Origin of the sequence: Solibacillus sp. FSL W8-0474 (assembly GCF_038004065.1) — a bacterium.
Taxonomy (GTDB): domain Bacteria; phylum Bacillota; class Bacilli; order Bacillales_A; family Planococcaceae; genus Solibacillus; species Solibacillus faecavium.
On record NZ_JBBOQJ010000001.1, the window covers coordinates 1,985,321 to 2,010,922 of the forward strand.

Sequence of the window (25,602 nt, forward strand, 5' to 3'; positions counted from 1 at the left end):
ATATTTAAATCGAGGTATTCTACATGAACATTCAACTAGTACAATGTACTACAAACAATTTAACAGACTTGCAATCGATCGGCCGTGATACGTTTTATGAAACATTTCATGATCAAAATAATACGGAAAATATGACTGCTTATTTAGAAGGAGCTTTTTCAACTGAAAAACTAACAGCCGAGCTCCAAAATCCACACTCGCTATTTAAGCTGCTTTATGTAAATGAGGAACTTGCAGGCTATTTAAAAGTGAATACCGATGAAGCTCAATCAGAAAAATTGGGGTCCGACTATTTAGAAGTTGAACGGATTTATATTTTAAGCCGTTTTCATAAATTAGGTTTAGGAAAAGTCTTAATGGAAGAGGCAATGAAAATTGCGCGACACATGCAGAAAACTAAAGTTTGGCTTGGTGTCTGGGAACAAAATTCGAATGCTATTGCGTTTTACGAAAAAGTTGGCTTTCAAAAAACGGGCTCTCATTCATTTTTTATGGGTGAAGAAGAGCAAATCGATTTTATTATGACAAAACAATTGTGAGGCGAAAAAATGTATATTCCAAAGCAGTACCTATTAAAAGATGACCAAAAAATTCGTCAGTTTATTAAAGAGTATAGTTTTGCATCGTTTGTTTCGATGCATGATGGCGTGCCTGCTGCAACGCATTTACCGCTTTATTTAAGTTCAGATCATCAATACTTATACGGACATTTTGCACGTGCAAACCCGCAATGGAAAGACATTGAAGGTCAACAGTTGCTTGCAATTTTCAACGGTCCGCATAGCTATATCTCCTCTTCCTGGTATGAAACGAAAGATTCGGTACCTACTTGGAATTATGTAGCGGTTCATGTGAATGGATCGATTGAATTTTTAAAAGATGAAGAAGAAATCCGCTTATCTTTGCATCATTTAATTGATAAGTACGAAACTCCAAATAGTACATATGACGTCAATGCTGTTGATTCGAAATATATGAACAGCTTATTAAAGGGCATTGTGCCTTTTAAACTTCACATTACTTCTATTGAAGCTGTCGCAAAATTAAGCCAAGGTCATTCAAAGGAGCGACAAGGACTTGTTATTGAAGAATTATTAAAGAGAAATAATGGATTTGATGCGGAGATAGCTAAATTGATGATGGAAAATTAAATCCTTAAAAATTTTACAGGCAACGGGGTTAATAATTTTACACTTTTATCCTAATATGGTAAACTTATCTCGAATTCAAGATATAAATAGACTTGAATTTTCATAATAGTTGGGAGGAATTTAACATGGCAAAATGGCAAATCGATCAGGCACACTCATCAATAGGTTTTGAAGTAAAGCACATGATGGTTTCGAAAGTTAAAGGACAGTTTACTAACTATACAGCAGATATTGAAGCAGATGATTTAGCTGACTTAACATCAGCAAACATTGATATTTCAATTGATGCAACAAGTATTACAACGAACAGTGATGATCGAGACAATCATTTAAAATCAGCAGAATTCTTTAACATTGAGCAGTTCCCTAACATTACATTTAAATCGACAAGCATTTCAAAAGATGGGGACGATTATAAAGTGTCAGGCGATTTGACAATTAAAGATGTAACAAAACCGGTTGTACTTGATGTAGAATATGGCGGTAAAGGGAAAAATCCATGGGGCGTAGAAGTATACGGTTTTGAAGGAAAAGCAAAAATTGATCGTGAAGAATTCGGCTTAACATGGAATGCTGCTCTTGAAACTGGTGGCGTATTAGTAGGTAAAGATATTAAAATTAAATTAGAACTTGAGTTAAACCCAGCACAATAAATTACATGTGAGGCCCACAAAATCAAAAGCATTCCAAATTTACGATAAGTAAAATTTGGAATGCTTTATTATTACCACCTAAGCAGCCGTTGTACTACATAGACAGGCTTTCCGAACAGCGTGGCTACAAAGCTTTTGTAGATTGTATTGGTTATGAGATAAATAGCGGAAGGAATTTCCGTTATTTCGAAAATGAAATAAAAAATAGTAAAAATAAGGGAAGAAAATTCCGTTATTGACTTAAAAAACATGAAATTTCATGATTTTATTTGAAATAACGGAAAAACGTTCCCTTATTTAACCCGAAATGAGCTACATCCTTCAAATAACGGTAAAATCTTCCCTTATTTTAAGCGGCCACTGAAAATTTAAAATAAGGCACTTTCTATCTTCTAAGGCATTTTCCCCACTCGAATTTAGTAGGACGCTTCAAAATCAAAATTTTCGGATTGATGGTTCTAGTAAACGAGAATAAATGCAACGATAAAGACAAGTCACCTGCCTTTAACTTCTGACCCCAACCCTTTTTTAAGCAACCTTCCTTTCCCTATCCACGTCCTCATTTAAAACATTATTTTCCATATGAGAGGTGCTTTTTTGCGAAACTATTATTCGGCGATTGCATTATTTTGTTCAAGCATTGCATTTCTGTTTTTTTGCTATTATTTGGTCATGAATACATTATGGACATTTTCCAGTATGACCCTAATTGTACTAAGTACTCTCTTTGTATCAGTTATTTACATTCTAATAAAAGAATTCAAACAGCTCACACGACTAAATAAATTTTTTGCTATCATCATTAATACAATATCCTTTATTTTTACAGGACTCATTCTAGTGTATTTTAGTTTAAAAATCCTCATTTTTTCAGTCGGTGGTGCGGAACATTTATTCACTTCCAATTCACCAAACAGACATTACACGCTTGATTTTTACGCATTTGATGCAGGGGCGATGGGAACATTCGGCATTCGTGCTGAACTTGATGGTCCTTTAGGCTTTAAAAAGCAAATTTATTATGAACGGCATGGAGAAGAAGCCAATGTTCAGTGGGTTACAGATGAGATTGTGATTATTAATGGTCATAAACTAAATTTAAAAAGTGGCGACACTTTCGGTTATACAGTGCCGAAGAGAGGAAAATAACGATGCAAACAGCAATTATTTTTGATATGGATGGAACATTATTTCAAACGAATCTTATTTTAGAGCCCGCACTTGAGCAAACTTTTGATTTTTTACGTCAAAATGGACATTGGTCAGGTGCTACCCCTATCGAACAGTACCGTCAAATAATGGGTGTACCTTTAAATGTCGTATGGGAGATATTATGTCCGGATCTTACCGATGAAATCCGAGAGCAGAGTAATGAACATTTCCAGTTAATGCTTATTAATCAAATCCAACAAGGAAATGGAGCATTATATCCGGATGTACTCCCGACTTTACAAAAGTTGAGTGATCATTATCCTTTGTATATCGCAAGTAACGGACAAACGGCATATTTACAGGCCATTGCAGCACATTACCGTTTAGACCGCTGGATAAAAGCGGTTTACAGCATAGATTGTGTTGATACGAATAACAAATCTCATTTAGTTCAGCACATTATGAAAGAACATCATATTAACAATGGCTATGTAGTTGGCGACCGTGCTTCCGATATCCATGCAGCAATCGATAACAATTTAACATCTATAGCAGTAAACTTTGATTTTGCACAACTTGATGAATTGAAAAATGCTCATTTTATAGTGGATCAGTTTATACATATTTTTGATATTATAAATAGAACGGATTAAAAATGGAAGTGAGGTGTAGGTATGGATAAAAACAATGATTTACTTAAATTAAGTTTGATTTTTGCAATTATCGGTCTAGTATTCATTGTATTTAATGGTCACTTCGCAAATGGTTTTGGGTCTGTCTATCTTCAATCAAATGGAGGGATGATGGATACCGGGGAATATTTATTTATGAAGACGAGTTATGCTAACGCTTCCCTAGTCATTGGTGGGATTTTATTTAGTGTTAGCTTCCTTGCTATGATATTTAGTTGGTACCAGTGGAAAAACAAATAATAATACGAAAGGCATCGAATTTTTTCATCCGATGCCTTTCGTATTTTTCAATTATGCTTTACCGCTTTTATATTTTTCATGAACGGAAGTTTCCTGAACGGGTTCATCCGGCAGGCGGTTATACGATTCTTTTTCTGTTTTCACTTCTATATCCTGCTGAACTTCTTCTACATGGCTTCGTTCGTTATAATTTTTCATTTCTTCATCATTCCGTTCATCCGGTAATCGATTGTACGATTCCTTAACGGTTACAATACTTTTATCTTGCTCTGGTGCTTCTACATGACTTCGTTCGTTATAATTTTTCATTTCTTCATCATTCCGTTCATCTGGTAATCGGTTATACGACTCCTTAACGGTTTCTACTTTTTTTTTTCCTCATTCCCATCTACATGACTTCGTTCATCGTAGCTTTCCATTTCTTCATCATCACGCTCATCTGGTAAGCGATTATAGGACTCTTTATTTGACTTTAATAATAGGTCATCTTTAATTGATTCATTTTGAACATTTACATGCTTTGTTTCATCAAACTTTTTCACTTTTCGATCGTCACGTTCATCCGGTAATCGGTTGTATGATTCTTTATTCGTTTCAAATTCTTTGTTTCCCATCATGCATTCCTCCTACTGATTTCAAAATTCATTAAACATATGGTAAGAATATGGTACGTATCTATTCCCTTAAAAAACTACATAAAAACATTTAACAGATGTACCTCTTCATATTAAAAGTTAATGTAATTAAAAAGAAATAAAAAAAGCCTTCTAAAAGAAAGGCGCAGACTGTTGACAGACTCTTAAAGTGGGTTATTTGTAACGTAAATTAACCTTGAACCATTGATTTCCATTCCGGGACCGATGCTTTCCCCGGGCACGGCTCCAGCTAACTAAATTGTGCCAAGGGCGGCAGGCACAATTTAGTGGATCTTCCGCGCGTGCGGTTCCCGGTGGAGTCACGGTCCCTCCACTCCAATCAACTTTTCATCACTTTAAATAGGTATGATTTAATAACTTGTTCTCTAGAGACATTTTTTCTGACAATCTAACTTACCCTTAAGAAAGGCCTTTCGTTCAATCAGTTGATTTTAAAAAGCGTAATACACGGCTTAATGTCGTTGGAATGACCGATGCATGATTTTCATCTTCTGCTATAAAAAACTCACTGTTAATTCCTTTTTGAATTGCTTTTGTATAGAAACTTTCGGCATCGACTACCATATCGCCTTCATTGCCCCCTACAGATATATATAAAGGTGCAGTATAACTATGTTCTACGTGTTGCAATCTTGTTACTACCTCATGGTTATTCCACCAAATCGATGGACTTATTGCAACATATTTAAAAAATACATTAGGATAAGTTAAATAGCTCCACAGCACGAACAGTCCACCTAATGAATGGCCATAAATGGAGATTTTATTTTTGTTTATCGTGTATTTCTCAAGCAGCATTGGGATGACTTGATGTATAAGATAATTCATGAAATACTCCGCGCCGCCAGCCGGTACTTCTTTCATTGCTCTACCTCTGCGCACAGGAAAATGATACTCTGCTGCTGGTGCGGTGAAATCATAAAAGCGTTGTTTTGGAATATCTTGTTCCTGATGCCCAATGCCTACAATGACTGCAGGCTCTATGTTCGTCTTCACACGATTACGGATCTGGTTTGTTACTGTTTCATGGAATAGCTTACTATAGCGTGTTCCATCCAACACAATAATCACAGGAAATCCATCTGCTGGGGGTGCCTCGTCCGGTACACAAATATCCAATATATAAGGATAGTTATTATAGTTTGATTGCATTGTATTCACCTATTTCATTAAATTATAAGAAAAGCAGACTGGCACTTGATGCTCCGTGTCGACTATAATTTTAGCTTCAATCTGGAAAACTTCTTTTAAAACTTCTGTAGTCATTATTTGCACTGGTGTGCCGGTATGAAGCACTTTACCTTTTCTCATAACAATAAGTTCATCTGAAAACCGTGCCGCATGGTTTAAATCATGCAGCACCATAATGATAGTACAGCCAAAGTTTTTATTGAGCTGCTGCACAATTTCCAACACTTCAAGCTGATGCGCCATATCTAAATACGTTGTCGGCTCGTCCAACAGTAAAATATCCGTCTCTTGTGCCAATGCCATCGCCAGCCAAACACGTTGCCGTTGCCCTCCGGATAATGCCGCTAGTTCTCGGTCCCGAAACTCCTCTGTATGTGTCACTTCCATCGCCCAATTAATTTTTTTAATGTCTTCTTTCGTAAGACGCCCAACATTTTTTCGATGTGGATAGCGACCGTAAGCAATTAGTTCATGTACTTTTAACTGCCCTGGCGCAGCAGGTGATTGTGCTAATAAGGCCAGTTTTTTTGCTATTTCCTTTGTCGACATCGTATTCATATTCTCCTCTTGAAGGAAAATATCACCGCATTCCTTTTTTAAAATGCGCCCAATCGTTTTCAGGAAAGTAGATTTTCCGCAGCCATTCGGTCCGATAATCGTCGTAATCTTCCCTGTTTGGATTGATACATTTAAATTCTCGATAATTCGCGTATTTTCATACCCTGTAGTTAATCTTTCGACTTGAAATGCATACATAACGCCTCACCCTTTCGATTTTACTAGTAAATATAAGAAATACGGAATGCCAACGAGGGACACGACAATGCCAACAGAAAGTTCCACAGGCGAAAATACCGTTTTGGCAATATAATCTGAAAACACAAGTAAAATAGCCCCTATAAAAAGACTTACCGGCATCATATACTTGTGATGAATTCCGACAAGCTGGCGCGCTATATGCGGTGCCATTAATCCAATAAATCCAATACTACCTGAAACCGATACACACGCACTTACTAGGCCTACACTCGCAAGTAATAACTTCACTTTTTCTTTTTCAAGAGAAATACCTAGACTCAAAACTGTCTCTTCTTCCAATTGAAAATAATCGAGCAAATAGGCTTTTCTGTAAATATAGATGCCCAATATGATAAGCCATGGAAGCATCGCACTTACAAAATACCAATTGGAATTATAGATCGAGCCATTCATCCAAATCGCTGCAGCTTGATAATCTCCTTCATCCATTTTTAATGACCAAAAAAGAGTGATTGCATTAAAACCTGTATTAATCGCAATACCTGTTAATATAAGCTTTTGCATATCCATACGTCCTTGTTTATACGAAATGGCTAGGATAATAGCAGCTGCAATGGCGCCTCCTACGAAACCAAATAACGGGACAATTAATATTTTCAACACACTATTTATTTCGACATTTACTAATTCCACCTGGAAAAAGAACATAAAGATTACAATGGCACAACCCGCGCCTGCATTGATCCCAATAATGCCGGGATCAGCAAGTGCATTTTTAGTAATTCCCTGGAGCACGACACCAGCCATAGCAAGACCCATACCAACTAATGCTGCTGTTAGAATTCGAGGCAAACGAAAATCAAATATCACTAAATCAAATTGATCTGTTGACTCAATACGCAGCAATGTTTTAAAAACTTCCGTAGTTGTCATTGCAAATACACCGCTCGTTAAATGAATATACATAGCTAATAGAAGAAGAATCGTTAATGTACCAATCATAAACAACCATTTTTTATGCTGCATATTTTTCACCGCCTTTTCGACGAATCAAATATAAGAAGAATGGCACGCCAATGATTGCAGTTATGACGCCAATTGGTGTTTCGTATGGGAAATTTATGTATCGACTAATTAAATCACATGCGGCTAAAAAGAATGCGCCCATCACGGCAGAACAAGGAATGATTACGCGATAATCTACCCCCATTAACATTCGTACAATATGCGGAACGACTAACCCTACAAATGCAATTTTTCCGACAAGAGCAACGGCGGTACCCGTTAAAATGGCAACAGCTAGCATGCTTAGTATTTTTACAGTACGCGTATTTTGTCCTAAGCCCACCGCCACATCTTCACCAAGTGCGGTTATTGTAACAGCACGGGCTAATATTATCGTTAAAATAAGCCCAATTAATCCAATAGGTACACATAAATACACTAACTCCATTTCAACCATATGTACTTTCGAGTTGTACCACATTGTGACCGTTTGTGAGATTTGATAGTACATGGCGATTGCCGTTCCAATACTGCTAATAAAGGTACCAATCACTGTACCGATAATGGCTAACCTTACAGGTGATAACCCGTTTTTAATAATGGAAGCAAACCCAAAAACGAGTGCGCCACCAAATAGTGAGCCAAGCATTGAAAGCAATACTAAATTAAAACTTGATAGCCCTGGCAAAAATACAAAGGCCATCGTTATGAAAAAGGCAGAACCATCTGTTACACCCATTATTGATGGCGAAGCAAGAAAATTTCGAGTAACCCCCTGCATAAGGGCACCAGCTGCTGCTAAAAATGCACCGACAAATAAGACAGCAAGCGCTCGTGGAACCCGTCCTGACCAAATAATATGGTGATCTATATTGTCTTCATCATAATGGATAATTGCTTCTATAATCGTTTCAACTGGAATCGATTTCGTACCCATTGATATTGATAGAATCGTTACAATTACGATTAAAATTGGCATTATTATTGAAAATAAAATGAAATGCCTATAGGAATTTTTCAAAAATAATGGCCTCCTTTGAACGAATAAAAGAAAGAAGCTGCCCGGAAATTATTTCGGACAGCTCCCTGCACTCACTTTTGAAGCGTCTGTTCTGTCTACCATCCAAGCTAAACGCTTTAAGTGAATCCAGCTTATTTTAAGACGTTTTCATTAAACGCTTTTAGGAAATTGATTTTTGACCAGGCTGTTCCACCTTGTGCCATTGCATCAATCAGATTGACATGCACATTATTCGTTTTTGCGGCAGTTGTACTGCTGAAAATCGGGTTATCCAAAATCTCTTTTAATAATTCTGGCGTTTCTTTATTTTCATCATCTGCATATTGCAGGAAAATCATGTCCGGGTTCCACTCAGCTAATGTTTCATATGTAATAACCGTTTGTGCTTCGATTGCATTTAATTCCTCTGGGACACTAAAACCAAAATCTTCATAGATGGAAGGATTTAAATAGACACCTGCTGGATATACCGCCAAGCCGCCACGTACTCGGATAATCAAGACTTTTTTATCTTTTAAGTCACTGCTGGCAATAGCTTCTTTCGTTTTGGCTAGAGTTGTTTCATAGTCTTCCAGTGCTTTTTGCGCTTCTGCTTCCTTACCTGCCAATTGTCCGAATAACAGAAGATTTTCTTTCCATTTTGTAGAAATATGCGAATACGGGAATGTTGTTGCGATTTTGTTGTAGTTTGTCATTTGCGCTTCATCCCATTTGCTTGTCCCTAAAATCACATCCGGACTTAAAGAAAGCATCGCCTCTGTATTCGGCTCTTTTTTCGACCCGACAACCGTTGCTCCGGCTAAATCAGCTTCCAAGTATTTAGGAATTGTCGTACCATCATTTGAAATAACGCCTGCAGGTTTAACCCCAAGTACAGCCGCATCTTCCATCGCCTCTAAACTTGCAGCAATAATCGTATCCACTTTCGCTGGCACATCGTAGTCGTTTCCTAAATAAGATACTTTTTGTGCTGTTGCCTCATCAGCTGCAGATTGATCATCTTTAGAAACTTGCTCTGTATTAGCTTCAGATGATTCCACCTTTTCTTCTGCATTACAAGCAGCTAGCATTAAGGCCAATGCCGCGGCACTTACTAACGTACGGTATTTTTTCACAATTAGTTCCTCCTGATTTGTTGATAACGATTATCATTATCATTTTATTTACAAATCTGATGTTATCAAACGGCTGTATGTACGTAAATGGAGTTTTTTACAATAGAAATGGACTTTTGCTTAATCGCTATAAAATTGTTTTCGGAAATTAGTCGGCGTTTGCTCATATTGTTTTTTAAATACACGACAAAAATAAAATGCATCTTGATAACCTACTAAATCAGCAATGTCCTTAATCGGTATAGATGTTGTTCGCAATAATTCTTTCGCTTGCTTTAAACGAAATTCTGTTAAAAACTGAATTGGTGACATCCCGATTTGCTTGTCGAATAAGTAAGCTAAACGTCGACGATCACACCCTACCTCTTCTGCAATATCTGCAATGGAAATAGATGCTGTATAATGTTCAGTCATAAATGTAATGGCCTGATCAACGACATTGTTTGATGTTTGCATTTTTGCACATATGACGATGAACTCTATAAGCTGCAAAAATAAGGATTTGCACTTCAACTTATTCAAATCACCGGGTATTTTTTCAAAGTGAATCAGTTGTTGGACAAGATAATCCATTTTATGGTGTTGACCTGTAATGATTTCAAAATGACCTATTTTAATTGATTGAGTGCTGTTCATTGATTTGTAATGAATAACCGTATAATGCCACGGTTCCTGACTTGTAACTAAAATATCAATTTCCATATTCGGTCCCGCGTGTAAAATAACCCCTTTATGTAAAGCATACACTTGCCCATTCAATGAAAAATTCGCACTTCCTGATAGTGTTATCACGAGTCCATTTAAAAGTGGTGCCGTGTTTCGACTGTGATCATGTGCATTCACACCTAAGCTTGTAACGAATAAATCTTCATATTGTATTGTTGTATTAGCAAAGTATTTTATTAAGTCGTTTGTCTGAATTGTCATCACATCCTTCTTTTTCTAAAATTGCATATGCAAATGATAATCATTTTCAACAAGGGTACACTACTATGCTGTGACAGTACAACCTATTTTAGAAAAAAGGGTGAAATTATCGACTGATACAGAAAAATATGTTTGTAAAAAGCTCCTTTCTATCATCTTAAATCTCACTTTTCCTAATTGATTCTATTTTCAAAAATTGATATTGATACTTTAGAAATAATGATTTATATTTATTATATTTTAATGGAATAGAGGTATGGGGATCGTGTTTTATTTAATCCAGTTTATTATTGGCGGTACTGTCATGCTGCTAGCTACATGGCTAAGTCGTTCAAACTTGCATTTTTTATCTGGAGTCATTACGCTTTTGCCGATTTTAACGTTACTGAATATGCGGCTGCAGATGAAAAATATGACGGATGAAACCTTTCACATTGTGCAGCAAAACGCTATTTTTGGAGCTGTAGGAATGGTTTTGTTTACCGCGCTCGTGTTTTATTTTTCGAGTTACTGGAAACCCGGCCAAGCTGTTCTTAGTGCGCTTTCAATCTATGTTATTTTTATGTTGATTGGCAAGCCGGTTTTAGCATTTATCCAAGCATAATAAAAAAAGCTGCATAGTTTTCCCTATGCAGCATCGACTATAGATACACTCTTAATAAGTGTTTGTTTATAGTCTTTTTTATTTCAAAGATTTTTCTATTTGTTCCGTGGAGGATGGTCGATTTACTTCATCATATAGAGAGCAACTAAAGGTGAATAAATAAATGAGTATATTCAATAGCATTAACTGTCCTCTAAATGTTCTGTTATTCGGTAAAATAATACACAATCCGATAATTAATAGTAATGGGAAGCTTATCACAAGCATGCCTGCCCCCACAAAGCCGTCTCCAGATATAACCCCTGTACTGAATGAAACAAGCCACGTTAATATTGGTGTATGGAGCACTACCCAAACAATGGACCATATAATTTTCGTAATTTTTTTCGAGGCATTTTTCAACAGAACATGTAAAATACTAAAGCTCACAATCGAAATAAGCAGACAAATGAGCATTGTCTTTCCGCCACGATTCAACCAATTGTCCTCAATCGTTGCTTCCTCTAAATTTAACGTACGAATTTCGTTATTGACGATAAAGTCCTTTACAAATTCATCCATCTGCTGTTCATCTACAGGTGCCGTTTCACTGTAGCCAATATGATAAATTAACCCATTGTGATAGCTGTAGTATTCGTTTGCTGAACCAGCACTCGTATAAATAGCATCATCATTTTCATTATAAAAATAGTAATTATAGACGAGTCCTGAACCATTATTTCTTTTCTGTTTCACAATTGCTGTAGACTCGTTAATCTGTTCTATCTCCATTGGATTGCCAGCTGCATCGACTAAGTTTTGTTGAAGCTCTTCAACATTTACAGGGTTAATCCACGATGGAGCAATTGAAATATTTAAAAAATGATCATCCGACTTAAAATGAAACTGCAGCTCTGTAAAGAATCCGTCATTCACTGCAATGACCGTTCCGTTTTCCCGATCATATGGCTGCGGTAAATTCGGAAAAGTGACGCCACTCAATTTCAAAAAATCAGTTAATGAAATTTCCCTGTAATAGCGTAATGACCGGATATGCTGCATATCCTGCTCCTTGAAGTTTTGACTATAAGCAACACCTGTGCCCTCGATTTCATGGAATATATTTAAAAGAGTTGGTGTTTCAGTCGCTTGAAGCCGGTTTTGCTCTGGATTCAATTGATTCATCACAAAAATTATAATGGCTGTGCTAATTAGAGCTGTAATTAACGTAATATGAAAAAATCGTTTCGGTTTTCTTTGCTGAATTTTCATTTGTACGGCTTGTTGAATATTCTTTTCATGTAGTGACGTATTTTTCAACTCTTTCAGTTTATAACGTGTCATTTTTTAACACCTCCCACTCCATTGACTGTAACTTATCCTTTAATAACTCCCTGCCTTTGACAAGTCTCGATTTTGCCGTGTTTTCATTTAAATTTAAAATTTCTGCCAGCTCTTTCACTGAATAACCTTCCAAATAATAATAGGCTACTACTTCGCGCTGCTTTAACGGTAAGCTTAGTACAGCCTCACTTATGAGCTGCTCCTCATCCTGTACAACTAATTCATCAGTATGTTTATGAGAAGATGTATGAAGCCATTTTTCCTGCAAAATGATTTTTCGGTAATGCCAACTTTTTAAATAATCTTTTGATTTATTTGTTGTCATCGTAATCAAATAGCGTTCCACTGAAGTGGGATCGAGGTCCATTTTCCTTTCATAAAATTTAATAAAAACATCTTGAACAATATCTTCGGCTGTATGTAAGTTTTTAGAATAATAATAGGCAATGCGAAAAAGCTTTGCTGTATGTTGTTGCATCAATAAATTTAGTTGTTGCTCATCCACTCATTTCACTCCTTTCTACTATAATAACGAATGTAAATATGGCTAGGTTGAAAATATAAAAAAACACGGAGCATTTACTTTCGTAAACAAACTCCGTGCTGATCATATTATTGATAAAACGGTTTTACTTTATATCCGCTTTGCTCTAAATGATAGCGGATATTTTTGTCTACTAAAAAGTGACCTGCCCCAACTACGACAAAGAAAGTACCTTGTTGTTTTTCCAGTACTTCTACAAGTTTGGCAGCCATTTGTTCATCACGTTTGCCGAATAGCATTTCGTTAAATTCTGAAGTATCTTCATTCATTTCTTTTAAGCTTTCCGCAAATTTTTCAATGTCGCCATTGACCCAGTTCGTAAACCAGTCGGCCATGATTTTAACATCTTCATCTGTTTGCTCAGCTGGTTCTAAAATGCTATCAAGTGCCTCCACTAACGATTGTTCCTGTGATTCCTGAGACAAGCCATCAAACATATCCACCTGAGCATTCATACCTTCCAGCTCATAAATAGGTTTTTGCTGTAAATAAGCACTAAGTAAAAATTGGATATCTACCCCATGCATCGCCATTTCCTCTGGTGTTAAGCCAAAAACGCCATCCAATGACATAGATGAAAAATTACTTGAAATAAACCATGGTTTTTGTAAAGCTAACTCTTCCATAGGCATTCCCAATTGGTCTGCAACTTTTTCCAGTTTTGCATACGTTTCTTCACTTACGACATCTTTAATTGTGCGACCATCCGTAAACATCGCTTTTTCCATATAGTAATCTAAACCGGATGGGTCCAATGAGTTTACCTCAACAAATAGACCATCTGAGTCTTTAAAGGCATTGGTAAGCTTTTTGTGCATTGGATGTAAATCCGGTGTACCTACATGAATAGAGCCTAATAAGTATACTTTTGTATCTTCGTCTTCTACTACCCAGGCAACCCCTTTTGCACCTGCATTGGCCTGTTCGAAAGTATCTTGAATTAAACGGACTGCAAAAATTACGGCATGCTGTGTTGTTGCTTTTGCATCCAGCATTAATCCACTTTCAGACCCTTGCAATACTTTGCGCTCCTGCATATATTTAACCGCATCTTCTGATACATTCAAATCGTATTGTGCGACAATATTATATAGTTGGTTAATGATATCACCGCGTGTTTTATCGCCAGTAACTTTTAAAGGTGTAAAAGCCTCATTTTTAGGTAAATTTAATTCTGCAATTTTCTTTTCTGTTAATATCATTAATGAATTTAAACGTTCAGTAGAAATAGTGGATCGAAAGCCATCATAATACCATTCAATCGGGAAAATGCCGAACTTTTCGCCATCATTTAATGTTTGGATTGCCCAATTACTAATATCGGGAGTAACCTGTTCTGCTTTAACGGCTGGCATAATTGTCGTAAACATTAAAGTCGTTCCTAATGTTGTTGCAATAGCCGTTTTCGTAAACTTTTTCATTGTTAACATCCTCCTAAAAAACGATTATGAAATCGCTTTTTCAAAATAGAATATATGAAATAGCTTTATTAGTTTGTAGTCGCTCTATAACTCTACTTGAATACATTCTAAAATTATATTTCACCCAATAATTGTATCATAATTTTTTATAAATATTTTCATTTAATGGTAATTTTTATGCAAATTATTTATATTGCTATATTTGGTTGATGATGGATGAAATCCGTTCATATTACTGACTACTAAGTATTTTTTATTTCTGTCTGAGACATATTAAATTAGGTTGATTTATACAATTTAATTTAATACCAATAAAATTTTATATGGAATAATCATCTTTTTAAAATAATATTTTCATGATTATTTTTTTTTATTCAGGGTAATTTAACTGTAGATAATCGAAAGGTGGTAAAAAGGATGAAAAAACTCGCTTTATTTTTAGCAATAGGAACCAGTGCATTTTTAGTAGCTTGCGGAGATAAAGAGGAAGCAACTAATTTACCGGATAATGCACCTACAGAGCAAAATACAATGGATCAGACAAGTAAAGATACTAATACTGATACGACGAATGCTCCGTATAACTTTACACACTTTGATTTAGATATTAAGTATGCTGATAATAAGAGCTATGAAGTGGATTATGAAAATGAAGCATCTCGTGCAGAGGCAACCATCGATGATGAAGTAAATAATTCTAAAATCGAAGGTAATGAAGCTACAAATACTTTAGTACCGATTTTTGAGAGCTTTACATTTGATGCGAATACAGATTCTGATGCAGTCATTGATGAAGTTTTAGAAAAGTTCAATCAGCCTGACAGCTTCTTAGAAGTTGAAATTGAAATTAAGTTTGCTGACGGTACAGTGAAAGAATACCGTCGTACAAACCAATAAGAACTTGCGGATAATAATGCCGGTTCATGCTAAAAGAGAGATTGCATCATGCGATCTCTCTTTTTCAATGGATTATTCTAAATCATCTTCGCAATTTGAAGTGTGCGATGCAGTACTTTCGCCATTTGAGATCGTGTTAATTTTCCATTTGGATCGAAACGGCCATTTTCTTTTCCTCCAAAGATGCCATATTCATACGCCAATGCAATATAGTAACGCTCCGAAGAAGAAAGCTGTTTAATATCCGTGAATGGCATTTTACTTAAATTAGGATCAGCCATTGCCACTCCTGCATGCTGCAGCATACGTATGGATATTAGGGCTGCTTCTTTTCTAGTAACGACTTGTTCGGCATGAAAGTAATTTGATTTTTTATCATCCAATATCCCTGCCTCCAGTAGCGCTTGAACAGATGCTTCATACCATTTCCCCTGTATATCCTGATAAGTAGAATGTTCATTGGCCGTTAAGCCCATTGAGCGGGAAATCATTGCTGCATATTGTGCTAACGTAACGTGTGCACTCGGTTTAAAATAATTATTTTCAACTCCTGACACAATTTTACGTTTCGCGAGCTGCTCAATTTGATAGCGGTGTCCATCTGCCTGAATATCAAAGAACTTCGCATTATGCTCGGAAACAATATATTCTGCGGAGTTTTTTGTCTTCAATACATGTTTATTCAACACTCTTGTATATGGCGTTGCTTCATATTCACCATCATTACCTAGACGCAGTATTGAAGCAGAAGCCGGGAAACCTTTTACTTCGATATCAATATAAGATGAGAACTGTAAATTTTCATTATGCATACTTGCTGAAAACAAAATAGACTGCCCTTTTACTTCATCAATTGTCAAAGCAATGACTGCATTATTATTTGAAGCAGGAATTGCAGCTCGTGGGATAGATAGTGAAATACTGTCGGAAACCGTGATTTTTGTTGGTATATGACGGTTCATATCCGATACTGGGATTAGTATAGAATACGAATCACCTTTCTTTGAAACTTCAATCGACGTGGGGCTTTCCTTTTCCTCGTCCTCTTCATAATAATACGGATCCCAACCAAATGGTATATTGCGCTGAGCCTCTTCTATATATAATAAATCTTGTAAATTCGTCACTAATCGTTGCTGCAATGCGTTTAGTGCATTATATTCCTTTCGAACCGCGTCTACTTGCTGCTGCGTTGAAGAAGTCGTCAATTTCGATATGGCAGTCATGACTTGCTGTGCGATGGAGCGATTGTAGGCAGGTGACTGATGTAGCTCATATTCACGCATTTTTTCATTTGCCATTGTCGATAGTAAAGTTCGGAAATCGTACGGCAATGAATTGTACGCTTGCATCGCGGATTGGTAGTTGGATACATAGTTCCAATCTTTCGTATTTAATTGTTCGAAGCTGAGTTGGACAGCTTCCATTTTTCGTACGTTTTCCATATAATTTTGAAGCTGTATGTATGAATGGCTTGGTATTGCATTTTTCTGTGAGTACGTTAATGAATTGTAATAACGATTTGCTTCTTCAATATCTCGAATAAATGTGCTATTTCTCGCCGAAATTGCTGACATCTTTGCAGCAAATGTATTCAAAATTTCCTGATGATTTTCATATGTATCTAAATAATAAAATAAAGTCGCCGCATTCCTAACTTGTGTCTGCTGGTAATAAGTTAATGCATTATAGGCGTTTCGTGCTTCCCTTAAGTAGTAATCATATGTACTGCTTGCTGCATTAATTTGATCGATTAAGCTCTCTACGTTATAAACTTGCCAATCATAGGAGTTACTGCTATTGGCAGAAGTAGGTGCATCGTTAATTACGATTGCAGCAGGAATGGTAAGCATGGCCAATAGTGCTGCTGATTTTTTAATAGTCATGAAAATCAACCTTTCTTAGTTAAACTTGCATGTAAATTGTAGCATGAATTAGTAAGCGGTTGTTAAATTTCCCAAATAAATGGCTCACCATTCTGTTCTACTGTGTTACGGGGGAAATACTTTGAAGCAAGTGTGAGGAGGGATTTGAATTGTGTAGTGAGATAAATAGAGGAATGAACTTCCATTATTTTAAAAATAGCTTAAAAAATGGTGAAAATAAGGGAAGGAATTTCCTCTATTGACCTTAAAAACATGAAATTTCATGGTTTTATTTAAAATAACGGTAAAACGTTCCCTTATTTTGCCTAAAATGAGCTACATCATGCCAAATAACAGAAAAATATTCCCTTATTTTAGGAATCCACTGAAAAACATTTTGCCTACTCGAGGTTGGTCAGACGTGAAGGAAGCCGAAGTTGTGTACAAATAACAGAAGCATTTTCACCAATACAAAGCTTCTATTAAATGCGGTCAAAATGCCAAGAAAAGAAATAAGTTAAAAAGTATGCGCGGTGATATGCAGGTGATATTTTAAACTAAAAAGACCAATTTTTCTCATATGAAAAATTAATCTTTTTTATTTTTATTGAATGGATCCGGTACTTTTCAGACCAGGAGTTACAGTTACATTTACTTTTGCATTTTTATAGGCCTCCATCCATTCCGTTTCGCTCATACGTCTGTTATGAAGGACTTTGCCTTTATAGTCAATTCCAAAGCCAAGCGGATCATAGCCAAGTTCCATCATCTCTTTAATAAACGCTGTGATTTTTTCCTCTGTTTCACGTTTAAGCTGTTTATTATACTTTGGCAAATCTTTATTTTTTAATGGCTTCTTTGATTCTGAAATTGAGCCTTTTAAGCTAGCTTTTATTTCAAGCTCTATAGTTGAGTCATCTTTTATAATGACTTTGTAATTGGATCGGATTGTATCAATATTAGCTATAAATGAATCGCCATCTTCTTCTATTTTTAATTCAGCATTTTTTGATTTTTTTGTGAGTAAATTATAGATGGAGGTATTTAGCGTCTCAAGTTCATATGGCTCTTTGTTATTTGCTAATAAGAATGACTTATTAATTTTAAAATGCTCATCTTCTTTAACTATCTCGATAATTGGTATAACTGTATCTATTCCAGTTTCCTTCATATTTCGTCTAAATTCAAATAAATATGTCGTCACGATAAATGGACTAGTCGTTCCATTTTCATCAAAATAGTTAAATAGCTCCGGATAGGCAGCGGTTTCCCCTTGTGGAATCAGTTTTATAATTTCTTCAGCAGTTGGTCGCCCTATACTGATCCATGAAATCATTTGAATGTCCGGTCTTCTTAATAAAAAATCAATAATTTCCTCATTTTTATCCTCTTTTAATAAATCTTCACCAATAACAATTAGTTTGGAATGCCCAAATTCAAGCTCCTTATCGGAATACGATTCCAATATACGAATGGCTTCTGACAATGTTTCACCCGTCTGTGTTAAATAAGAGTACTCCGGAGCAGTCGCTTCTTTAAATGAGCTTGTTGGTTCATATAGCTTTAACGTTATTTTATAAGGTTTGTCCTCTTCATCTGTTTTATCAATCGCTATCATTGCAATAAAAACTGTTTTATCGATATCTTTAAATTCGCAACCTGCTATGAAAATGCTGCAAATTAATAACAAAATGAGAGCCTTCATTTTAATATTAAGATTTTGCATATTTCATTCTCCTTTTTATAAAAACAAACACTAGAACCATTAAAGGAAATATAAACACTAAAATGCTATAAAAAAAACTTGTATAACGAAATAGTTGGTACTCATTTAGTTCAGTTACTAAATACAGTGTAATGGCTATGAAAAAAGGAATTGGTATAAATTTTCCGATGCTATTTCCTTTGAATTTTATATTTTCAAACTTAAAAATAAATCTTAAAAATTCCATCGAAGCATGCCAATGAATGAGAATACTTATAAATGCAATCCCTAAGTAAAATAACAAGAAAATGAATAATACTCTCTCTATTACAAAAAAGTCCATTTTTAATGAGTCTGTAGTAGAAATCCACGGGTAAACAAGCTGATTAATATTTTCAAAGCCATTAAATCCAATTGGTATAAAATATGTCGTAAATAAAGTTGCGCCTGCTATTAGTGTGATGAGACTAATCTGTTTCCAACCAAATGTTTGTTTTTCAGTAAAGTATCGATTAAAAATAAACAAATTTGCAACGCCTAAAAATAGAAAAAAACATGAAGAAAATGAATGCCAGTTTGGAAATTTGTTAATATATAAAGCAGCTTCTCTTACAAAATCCCATTCCAAATTAGGACTAGTATACGCTTTATAAAAAATGAACAGGATTAATGGGCTTGTAATTAACAATATAATTTCCGTTGTAAATAATACACGTTGTGTTTTCATTAAACATCCAAAAATAACGGAAAGGATTAACGTTAAGCCAATTTGCATAATAGGCATTTCTGGACTTAAGTAACGAATTAACAAAAACGTAAAGGTGATTAAGGTGATCAGTCCCGCAACAAACCATAAAATCGCGAGTGAAAATACAAACGGGAAATAAAACCATTTAGGTGTCGTTTTCTGTAAAAGCTCAGGTAAAGTCATACCCGGATAGGAATTAAAAAAGCGAGTATAAATTGTAACAAGAATCACACCTGCTATTACTCCCATTATCATAGCAGAAACGGTTCCTTCTTTATGGTAATGTAAAAGAATGGCAGGGACTGAAGCGATAATATTTGCAACCATATTAATTAAAATTAAATAATAATAAAATCGGTTCATGATTCCTCCCCTGATTTCATTTTATTCTTTTTATCCATACTCAATTTTAAATAAGGTTCTCCAAAGCTATTAATGCTTACTAAGTACATAACTAAAGCGTATAGCCCCAGTGTTAAACCAGCTAAGCCAAATATTGTTGTCACTAATATGAAAAATAGACGTACCACACGAATAGAAAAGGCCATTTCATTTATCGGAATAACAAAAGTGGAAATGGCAACAGCAGATACGATAATAACCATTACATTTGATGCTAGGGAAGCCTCTGTTACAGCAGTTCCTAATATTAATCCACCTACTGTAGTAGCAGTTGCACTTACAGCTTTTGGGAGACGTATACTTGCTTCTAAAAGCATTTCCATAAAAAATAGCATAAATAATACTTCTATAAAGGATGAAAAAGGGACACCAATTCTACTACCGGCAATTGTTAATGCTAACTCTGTACGGAATACTTCCGGTGCATATGAGGTAATACCAATATATAAACTCGGCAGGAGAATACTTATAAACAAACCTGTATAGCGGAGGAATTTCAAAAAAAATGATATTAAAAATGTGTGGTAATTATCTTCCATTGTTGTCATGAAATCAAAAAAGAAAACGGGTGCAATAAGCGCCTGAGGATTTCCGTCAAGTAGTAATACAACTTTTCCACCCGAAAGATTGTATGCGATACGGTCTGGTCTTTCAGTCATAATCATTTGAGGAAATAAGGAAAATTTCCGATTGTTTATATAATTATTTAACTGAGTTGTCGAAGTAATAATCTTGTTGTCAACAGTTTGAAGCCTTTCTTCAATTAGCTTCAAAGCACTTTTATTTACATGTTCTTTATCATAAATGATCGCCAATTTTTGTTGGTTCACTTCCCCCATTACAACATAATCAACGAATAATGAAGGCTGATGATAATTCGATCGAATCATATTTATACTCATTGTCAGATTTTCACTTAACGCTATTTGTGATCCATGTATAGTCATTTCAACTGAGGTTGTATTTATTTGATCATTCGTAGAAAACTTTAAATCGAGTAATAGAATTTCATTTTGAATTACGATTATTACATTACCGCTCATTACATCCTGTTTAAGCTGATCTAATGATTTACTTTCTTGAAATTGGGGCAAAGCCTGAATATACCGAATAAACTTAGTTTCGGAGGTCATTTCAAAAAAAGGTTTAATAATAATTTTTTGAAGTAATTCCAAATCAATAAGGGACTTAATATAATGTATTTCTGCTTTTTTCCCCTCATCTTCTAGCGTCTTCTTTGTGAGTTCGTTTGTATCCTTGAATTGTTCTTCAATTGACTTAATATTTTCTTCAGAAGACATCTTAATTCTCCTATTCTTAAATATCTTCATTTCAGTATGTCCAATTCTAGGAATATTAATCATGTAAGGTTAATTTAGGTCAATAAAAAAACCATTCTCAACCGATGAGAATGGTTTTACGCTATTAATCATTATTGATTTGCTTTAGTAAACGGTAAGCATTAATATTAATAGATTTTACAGGACTAATACCTTCCATTATTTCAACTACATCTCGTAATAATGGCATCAAGTTTTCCTCAATGAATTCTTTTTTCACCGCATCAGTCACTTCGATTTCCAGTTTGTCCATACGATTAAGCAATTCATCACACATGATATGTAGTACTTCCTCTTCACGGTATGTAGACGTGTCATTTAAAATTAACTTGGCGCGTAAATCCAAATATTTATACCAGTAATCTCGCAAATCCAATTGTTGCTTAGTTTTATATTCCTGACGCTTAGAACGATTAGGGTCGAGGTTTTTCGTTATTGTTAACAGTCTTTCCATTTTATATTCGATCGTGGATTGACTTTCTTTTTTTAGCTTTAATTGAGCTTCCAATGCATTTTGCAGTTGCTTTTCTTTTTTATATTTTTTAAACTTCTTGAAGCCAAAATAAAGAACACCGGCCCCTACGAAAACTATCCAATTACTCATTAAAAGTAATATTACAAAAATTATTCCGAACCAACTCCAAAATTTCTTCACCAGCTACTACACTCCTAATAATTAAACATTCTACCGGAATTATAGCATCGGCAAATTTCTGCAACAACCGGTAAAATAAGACAAAGCCTGTTACGGAAGGTGTTGACCCTTCATAACAGGCTTGTTTTTTAATACGCTATACGGTTTTTCTCATATGCCGCGATTTGTTCTTCGTATTGGAATGTCAATGAAATTTCATCCCAGCCGTTTAGCAGCATTTGCTTATAATATGGGTCAATTGTAAATGAATACGTTTTGCCATATCCTGTAGTAACAGTTTGTTGCTCCAGGTTTACTTCAATTGCCTGTGCTTTTTCTAAGCCTTTTTCCAGTAGTTCATCACATTCAGCTTCTGTTAATTTAATCGGTAAAATACCGTTTTTAAAGCAGTTATTATGGAAGATATCTGCAAAGCTTGGTGCAATAACTACTCGGAATCCATAATCAAGAATGGCCCATGGTGCATGTTCGCGTGAAGAGCCGCAGCCGAAGTTATCCTGTGCGACTAAAATTTCAGCACCTTTATATTCAGGCTTGTTTAATACGAAATCCTCATTTGGCTTGCCGTCTTTGTCAAAACGCCAGTGATAAAATACGTATTGTCCAAACCCTGTACGCTCAATACGCTTTAAAAACTCTTTTGAAATAATTTGGTCAGTATCGACATTTTTACGGTCTAGTGGTGCATATATACTGTTGACGATATTAATCGGTTCCATACTAATCTCTCCTTATGCTTCCTGCTTTTGTAGCTTACGGACATCAACAAAGCGCCCGTGAATTGCAGCGGCAGCCGCCATAGCTGGTGACACAAGATGCGTACGTGCACCCGCGCCTTGACGTCCTTCAAAGTTACGGTTTGACGTCGATGCACAACGTTCACCGGATGGAATAACATCTTCGTTCATGCCTAGGCAAGCCGAGCATCCCGATTCACGCCATTCAAAGCCTGCATCAAGAAAAATTTGGTGAAGGCCTTCTTCTTCTGCCTGACGTTTTGTTGACCATGAGCCTGGAACAACAATACCTTTAACACCTGGAGCTATCTTTTCACCTTTAACGATATCTGCTGCTGCACGTAAGTCATTAATACGTGAGTTCGTACAAGAACCGATAAATACGTGCTGAATCTCGATATCAGTAATATTTTGTCCTTCTTGTAAATCCATATATTGTAACGCTTTATTTAATGCTGCTCTATCAGTCTCGTTATTGTAGTCTGCAGCAGTTGGTACAGTTTTCGAAACACCTACACCCATTGCCGGATTCGTACCCCACGTTACGATTGGTTCGATTTCGTCTGCATCGATTTCAAGTACTACATCATAAGTAGCATCTGCATCAGACGCTAAGCTTAACCAGTACTTTGCCGCTTCTTCAAACTGTTCGCCCTGTGGTACATGGCGGCGTCCGCGAAGGAATTCGACTGTAATTTCATCTGGAGAAATAAGACCAGCTTTTGCTCCGGCTTCAATTGACATATTACAAATTGTCATTCGTTCTTCCATAGAAAGTTTGCGAATTGCTTCTCCTGTATACTCAACGATATGGCCAGTTCCTACACCGATTCCCCACTTAGCGATAATCGCTAAAATGATGTCTTTTGCTGTTACGCCAAGACCAAGTTCACCGTTAACACGAATTTCCATTGTAGGTGGCTTTAATTGCCATAATGTTTGAGTTGATAGAACATGTTCTACTTCCGATGTTCCGATACCGAATGCAATGGCACCGAAAGCACCGTGTGTAGCTGTATGTGAGTCTCCGCAAACAATCGTCTTACCAGGCTGTGTTAACCCTAGTTCTGGCCCGATTACGTGAACAATCCCTTGATCAGGGTGTCCGATATCTGCTAATTCAATGCCGAATTCCTTCGCATTTTCAGCTAGTGTCATAATTTGCTTTTTCGCTATCGGATCGTTGATCGTCGGTAAATTTTTCGTCGGTACGTTATGATCCATTGTAGCAAAACATAAATCTGTTCGACGTACTTTTCGCCCTGCTAAGCGTAAACCCTCAAACGCCTGTGGACTAGTAACCTCGTGAATTAAATGTAAGTCGATATATAGTAAATCTGGCTTACCTTCTTCACGATGTACGACATGCTGTTCCCACACTTTTTCAATAATATTTTTCCCCATAGTTTTCACCGTTCCTTACCCATATATAGAGTTGATGTTCATTCTTGGGGCAGACATGATGTTGGCTAAAAATACGTCATAACAAGCGTGACATTTTTAATTCGCACCATGCTCCCCTTTTTTACAATCATCAATCTGCTTACTTAAAAAATGATTAATTATATGAAATCATAATGCTGTCCGAAACGAAGCTTGCATCGATTTCGTTTAGTACTTGTTCAGTCCATTCTTCAGTAGATAGTGAGCGTGTATGTTCCTGTGCTAAATCTGCTGTGAAATACCCATCATTAAACACTGCTGTAACCGCACGTTCAATTTCGGCTGCTTCTTCTTTTAAACCGAATGAGTATTGTAGCATCATTGCTACTGAAAGAATTGTTGCTGCCGGGTTGGCAACACCTTGCCCTGCAATTTCAGGTGCTGAACCATGTACTGGCTCGTAAAGACCGAAGTTATCACCGCGAATTGATGCTGAAGGCAATACACCTAGTGAACCTGTAATAACAGAAGCTTCGTCACTTAAAATATCACCGAATAAATTTTCAGTAACGATGACATCATATTGACCAGGATTTGTAATCAGCTTCATCGCCACTGAGTCAACTAAGTTATGTTCTGTTTCTACATCTGGGTACTGCTTTTTCTTCTCTTCTACAATTTCACGCCATAAACGTGATGTATCGAGTACGTTTGCTTTATCTACTGAGCAAAGTTTTCCACGACGTAAACGAGCTAATTCGAAAGCATTTTCGACAATACGCTCAATTTCTTCACGTGAATACACACATGTATCAATAGCACCTGCATTTGTTTTTTTACGTGGCTCTCCGAAGTAAAGCCCTCCTGTTAATTCGCGGACGATCATTAAGTCTACATTTTCCGCAACTTCACGCTTTAATGGAGAAGATGCAAGTAAACTAGGGAATGCTTTCACAGGACGTAAATTCGCAAATAAATCAAAGTGCTTACGAATTTTTAATAAACCTTTTTCCGGTCGTAGGCTTGGTGCGTTATTATCCCATTTCGGTCCACCGACAGCGCCTAATAAAATAGCATCACTTGCTTCACACATCGCAATTGTTTCATCCGGTAATGGATTGTTGTATTGATCAATTGCTGCTCCGCCGATTGCCGCGTAGTTTAAATGAAATGTATGATTAAAACGTTTCCCGATTACTTGTAATACTTTTACTGCACTTGCAACAACTTCTGGACCAATGCCGTCACCTGGTAGTACTGTAATTTTCTTTTCCATTTGTAAAACACCTTTCTTTCTACGTGAAGTTACTTGATGTAGAAGCGCCATCAAAAAGGATGACGCTATTGTCAATATAAAGAGAATGCTAGTTGTTTTCCGTTACGGTGGACGCTTTCCGGGGGCACAAGGCCGACACG

27 protein-coding genes are annotated in these 25,602 nt (G+C 36.1%); 8 read left to right on the forward strand and 19 right to left on the reverse strand.

All coding sequences use genetic code 11. The features are described from left to right. The first annotated feature begins 23 nt into the window (after positions 1 to 23). The 6 genes from NYE67_RS09675 (at position 24) to NYE67_RS09700 (ending at position 3,888) form a co-directional block, all read left to right on the forward strand. Positions 24 to 539, forward strand: a complete 516-nt coding sequence (locus tag NYE67_RS09675; RefSeq protein ID WP_340729879.1) for a GNAT family N-acetyltransferase — start codon at positions 24 to 26, stop codon at positions 537 to 539. Positions 540 to 548: 9 nt separating this feature from the next. After that, on the forward strand, positions 549 to 1,151 hold the full coding sequence (locus NYE67_RS09680; protein ID WP_340729880.1) for an FMN-binding negative transcriptional regulator: 603 nt from the start codon (positions 549 to 551) through the stop codon (positions 1,149 to 1,151). 125 nt (positions 1,152 to 1,276) lie between these two features. Further along, positions 1,277 to 1,804: a YceI family protein gene (locus tag NYE67_RS09685; RefSeq protein WP_340729881.1), complete on the forward strand. Its 528-nt coding sequence runs from the start codon at positions 1,277 to 1,279 to the stop codon at positions 1,802 to 1,804. A gap of 699 nt (positions 1,805 to 2,503) precedes the next feature. Next, complete coding sequence (locus tag NYE67_RS09690) at positions 2,504 to 2,953, forward strand: DUF5412 family protein (RefSeq protein ID WP_340730900.1); 450 nt, start codon at positions 2,504 to 2,506, stop codon at positions 2,951 to 2,953. A gap of 2 nt (positions 2,954 to 2,955) precedes the next feature. Beyond that, positions 2,956 to 3,609 (forward strand): HAD hydrolase-like protein, encoded by a 654-nt coding sequence (locus tag NYE67_RS09695; protein WP_340729882.1) that lies wholly within the window; start codon positions 2,956 to 2,958, stop codon positions 3,607 to 3,609. 21 nt (positions 3,610 to 3,630) lie between these two features. Beyond that, positions 3,631 to 3,888 carry a translation initiation factor 2 gene (locus tag NYE67_RS09700; protein WP_340729883.1) on the forward strand — a complete coding sequence of 86 codons (258 nt, stop codon included), beginning with the start codon at positions 3,631 to 3,633 and terminating at the stop codon, positions 3,886 to 3,888. 51 nt (positions 3,889 to 3,939) lie between these two features. Here the strand turns inward: NYE67_RS09700 and NYE67_RS09705 are convergent, their stop codons facing one another. The 8 genes from NYE67_RS09705 to NYE67_RS09740 all read right to left on the reverse strand — a co-directional run bounded on the left by NYE67_RS09705 (position 3,940) and on the right by NYE67_RS09740 (position 10,562). Beyond that, positions 3,940 to 4,197, reverse strand: a complete 258-nt coding sequence (locus tag NYE67_RS09705) for a hypothetical protein (protein ID WP_340729884.1) — start codon at positions 4,195 to 4,197, stop codon at positions 3,940 to 3,942. A 53-nt stretch (positions 4,198 to 4,250) separates the two neighbouring features. Next, positions 4,251 to 4,502, reverse strand: coding sequence for a hypothetical protein (locus NYE67_RS09710; protein ID WP_340729885.1), 252 nt, complete (start codon positions 4,500 to 4,502; stop codon positions 4,251 to 4,253). 459 nt (positions 4,503 to 4,961) lie between these two features. After that, a complete protein-coding gene (locus tag NYE67_RS09715) occupies positions 4,962 to 5,696 on the reverse strand; it encodes an alpha/beta hydrolase (RefSeq protein WP_340729886.1) in 735 nt (244 codons plus the stop codon). A gap of 9 nt (positions 5,697 to 5,705) precedes the next feature. Then, the gene (locus NYE67_RS09720) at positions 5,706 to 6,491 is read right to left on the reverse strand and encodes an ABC transporter ATP-binding protein (RefSeq protein ID WP_340729887.1); all 786 of its coding nucleotides are present in this window, start codon (positions 6,489 to 6,491) and stop codon (positions 5,706 to 5,708) included. Positions 6,492 to 6,497: 6 nt separating this feature from the next. Further along, complete coding sequence (locus NYE67_RS09725; protein ID WP_340729888.1) at positions 6,498 to 7,520, reverse strand: FecCD family ABC transporter permease; 1,023 nt, start codon at positions 7,518 to 7,520, stop codon at positions 6,498 to 6,500. After that, positions 7,510 to 8,520, reverse strand: a complete 1,011-nt coding sequence (locus tag NYE67_RS09730; RefSeq protein WP_340729889.1) for a FecCD family ABC transporter permease — start codon at positions 8,518 to 8,520, stop codon at positions 7,510 to 7,512. The genes NYE67_RS09725 and NYE67_RS09730 overlap by 11 nt, the downstream gene beginning before the upstream one ends. A 131-nt stretch (positions 8,521 to 8,651) precedes the next feature. Continuing rightward, positions 8,652 to 9,638, reverse strand: a complete 987-nt coding sequence (locus NYE67_RS09735; RefSeq protein WP_445683384.1) for an ABC transporter substrate-binding protein — start codon at positions 9,636 to 9,638, stop codon at positions 8,652 to 8,654. A 117-nt stretch (positions 9,639 to 9,755) separates the two neighbouring features. Beyond that, a complete protein-coding gene (locus NYE67_RS09740; protein WP_340729890.1) occupies positions 9,756 to 10,562 on the reverse strand; it encodes an AraC family transcriptional regulator in 807 nt (268 codons plus the stop codon). A 265-nt stretch (positions 10,563 to 10,827) separates the two neighbouring features. Here NYE67_RS09740 and NYE67_RS09745 point away from each other — a divergent pair, with 265 nt between their 5' ends. Beyond that, positions 10,828 to 11,166 carry a GlpM family protein gene (locus tag NYE67_RS09745; RefSeq protein WP_191699416.1) on the forward strand — a complete coding sequence of 113 codons (339 nt, stop codon included), beginning with the start codon at positions 10,828 to 10,830 and terminating at the stop codon, positions 11,164 to 11,166. 78 nt (positions 11,167 to 11,244) lie between these two features. Here NYE67_RS09745 and NYE67_RS09750 read toward each other — a convergent pair whose 3' ends face one another. The 3 genes from NYE67_RS09750 to NYE67_RS09760 form a co-directional block, all read right to left on the reverse strand. Then, a complete protein-coding gene (locus NYE67_RS09750; protein ID WP_340729891.1) occupies positions 11,245 to 12,489 on the reverse strand; it encodes a hypothetical protein in 1,245 nt (414 codons plus the stop codon). Next, positions 12,476 to 12,994: an RNA polymerase sigma factor gene (locus tag NYE67_RS09755; protein WP_340729892.1), complete on the reverse strand. Its 519-nt coding sequence runs from the start codon at positions 12,992 to 12,994 to the stop codon at positions 12,476 to 12,478. Before NYE67_RS09755 ends, NYE67_RS09750 begins: the two co-directional genes overlap by 14 nt. A 107-nt stretch (positions 12,995 to 13,101) precedes the next feature. Continuing rightward, entirely contained in the window at positions 13,102 to 14,454 is a 1,353-nt protein-coding gene (locus tag NYE67_RS09760; RefSeq protein ID WP_340729893.1) for a TraB/GumN family protein, read from the reverse strand. A gap of 417 nt (positions 14,455 to 14,871) precedes the next feature. Between NYE67_RS09760 and NYE67_RS09765 the strand changes: the two genes are divergently transcribed. Continuing rightward, positions 14,872 to 15,351: a YusW family protein gene (locus NYE67_RS09765; protein WP_191698909.1), complete on the forward strand. Its 480-nt coding sequence runs from the start codon at positions 14,872 to 14,874 to the stop codon at positions 15,349 to 15,351. 77 nt (positions 15,352 to 15,428) lie between these two features. On the opposite strand, the gene NYE67_RS09770 is transcribed toward NYE67_RS09765, so the two are convergent. The 8 genes from NYE67_RS09770 to leuB all read right to left on the reverse strand — a co-directional run bounded on the left by NYE67_RS09770 (position 15,429) and on the right by leuB (position 25,462). Then, positions 15,429 to 17,237, reverse strand: a complete 1,809-nt coding sequence (locus tag NYE67_RS09770) for an S-layer homology domain-containing protein (protein ID WP_340729894.1) — start codon at positions 17,235 to 17,237, stop codon at positions 15,429 to 15,431. Between the two features lie 583 nt (positions 17,238 to 17,820). Next, complete coding sequence (locus tag NYE67_RS09775; protein ID WP_340729895.1) at positions 17,821 to 18,942, reverse strand: Ger(x)C family spore germination protein; 1,122 nt, start codon at positions 18,940 to 18,942, stop codon at positions 17,821 to 17,823. After that, positions 18,929 to 19,996, reverse strand: coding sequence for a GerAB/ArcD/ProY family transporter (locus NYE67_RS09780; RefSeq protein ID WP_340729896.1), 1,068 nt, complete (start codon positions 19,994 to 19,996; stop codon positions 18,929 to 18,931). Before NYE67_RS09780 ends, NYE67_RS09775 begins: the two co-directional genes overlap by 14 nt. Positions 19,997 to 20,028: 32 nt before the next feature. Then, a complete protein-coding gene (locus NYE67_RS09785; RefSeq protein WP_340729897.1) occupies positions 20,029 to 21,372 on the reverse strand; it encodes a spore germination protein in 1,344 nt (447 codons plus the stop codon). A 124-nt stretch (positions 21,373 to 21,496) separates the two neighbouring features. Continuing rightward, entirely contained in the window at positions 21,497 to 22,015 is a 519-nt protein-coding gene (locus tag NYE67_RS09790; protein ID WP_340729898.1) for an ABC transporter substrate-binding protein, read from the reverse strand. 179 nt (positions 22,016 to 22,194) lie between these two features. Next, positions 22,195 to 22,785: a 3-isopropylmalate dehydratase small subunit gene (leuD, locus tag NYE67_RS09795; RefSeq protein WP_340729899.1), complete on the reverse strand. Its 591-nt coding sequence runs from the start codon at positions 22,783 to 22,785 to the stop codon at positions 22,195 to 22,197. Between the two features lie 12 nt (positions 22,786 to 22,797). Next, positions 22,798 to 24,207: a 3-isopropylmalate dehydratase large subunit gene (leuC, locus tag NYE67_RS09800; RefSeq protein ID WP_339216748.1), complete on the reverse strand. Its 1,410-nt coding sequence runs from the start codon at positions 24,205 to 24,207 to the stop codon at positions 22,798 to 22,800. 154 nt (positions 24,208 to 24,361) lie between these two features. Continuing rightward, a complete protein-coding gene (leuB, locus tag NYE67_RS09805; protein ID WP_340729900.1) occupies positions 24,362 to 25,462 on the reverse strand; it encodes a 3-isopropylmalate dehydrogenase in 1,101 nt (366 codons plus the stop codon). Positions 25,463 to 25,602 lie beyond the last annotated feature (140 nt).

Coding starts and splice junctions, on each gene's coding strand:
- NYE67_RS09685 (WP_340729881.1), top strand. CDS start 1,277: ATGGCAAAATGGCAAATCGATCAGGCACACTCATCAATAGGTTTTGAA.
- NYE67_RS09780 (WP_340729896.1), bottom strand. CDS start 19,996: ATGGTTGCAAATATTATCGCTTCAGTCCCTGCCATTCTTTTACATTAC.
- leuD (WP_340729899.1), bottom strand. CDS start 22,785: ATGGAACCGATTAATATCGTCAACAGTATATATGCACCACTAGACCGT.
- leuC (WP_339216748.1), bottom strand. CDS start 24,207: ATGGGGAAAAATATTATTGAAAAAGTGTGGGAACAGCATGTCGTACAT.
- NYE67_RS09680 (WP_340729880.1), top strand. CDS start 549: ATGTATATTCCAAAGCAGTACCTATTAAAAGATGACCAAAAAATTCGT.
- NYE67_RS09775 (WP_340729895.1), bottom strand. CDS start 18,942: ATGCAAAATCTTAATATTAAAATGAAGGCTCTCATTTTGTTATTAATT.
- NYE67_RS09690 (WP_340730900.1), top strand. CDS start 2,504: ATGACCCTAATTGTACTAAGTACTCTCTTTGTATCAGTTATTTACATT.
- NYE67_RS09740 (WP_340729890.1), bottom strand. CDS start 10,562: ATGACAATTCAGACAAACGACTTAATAAAATACTTTGCTAATACAACA.
- NYE67_RS09710 (WP_340729885.1), bottom strand. CDS start 4,502: ATGGGAAACAAAGAATTTGAAACGAATAAAGAATCATACAACCGATTA.
- NYE67_RS09765 (WP_191698909.1), top strand. CDS start 14,872: ATGAAAAAACTCGCTTTATTTTTAGCAATAGGAACCAGTGCATTTTTA.
- NYE67_RS09715 (WP_340729886.1), bottom strand. CDS start 5,696: ATGCAATCAAACTATAATAACTATCCTTATATATTGGATATTTGTGTA.
- NYE67_RS09770 (WP_340729894.1), bottom strand. CDS start 17,237: ATGACTATTAAAAAATCAGCAGCACTATTGGCCATGCTTACCATTCCT.
- leuB (WP_340729900.1), bottom strand. CDS start 25,462: ATGGAAAAGAAAATTACAGTACTACCAGGTGACGGCATTGGTCCAGAA.
- NYE67_RS09700 (WP_340729883.1), top strand. CDS start 3,631: ATGGATAAAAACAATGATTTACTTAAATTAAGTTTGATTTTTGCAATT.
- NYE67_RS09785 (WP_340729897.1), bottom strand. CDS start 21,372: ATGTCTTCTGAAGAAAATATTAAGTCAATTGAAGAACAATTCAAGGAT.
- NYE67_RS09675 (WP_340729879.1), top strand. CDS start 24: ATGAACATTCAACTAGTACAATGTACTACAAACAATTTAACAGACTTG.
- NYE67_RS09760 (WP_340729893.1), bottom strand. CDS start 14,454: ATGAAAAAGTTTACGAAAACGGCTATTGCAACAACATTAGGAACGACT.
- NYE67_RS09720 (WP_340729887.1), bottom strand. CDS start 6,491: ATGTATGCATTTCAAGTCGAAAGATTAACTACAGGGTATGAAAATACG.
- NYE67_RS09750 (WP_340729891.1), bottom strand. CDS start 12,489: ATGACACGTTATAAACTGAAAGAGTTGAAAAATACGTCACTACATGAA.
- NYE67_RS09695 (WP_340729882.1), top strand. CDS start 2,956: ATGCAAACAGCAATTATTTTTGATATGGATGGAACATTATTTCAAACG.
- NYE67_RS09725 (WP_340729888.1), bottom strand. CDS start 7,520: ATGCAGCATAAAAAATGGTTGTTTATGATTGGTACATTAACGATTCTT.
- NYE67_RS09790 (WP_340729898.1), bottom strand. CDS start 22,015: ATGAGTAATTGGATAGTTTTCGTAGGGGCCGGTGTTCTTTATTTTGGC.
- NYE67_RS09705 (WP_340729884.1), bottom strand. CDS start 4,197: ATGAAAAATTATAACGAACGAAGTCATGTAGAAGCACCAGAGCAAGAT.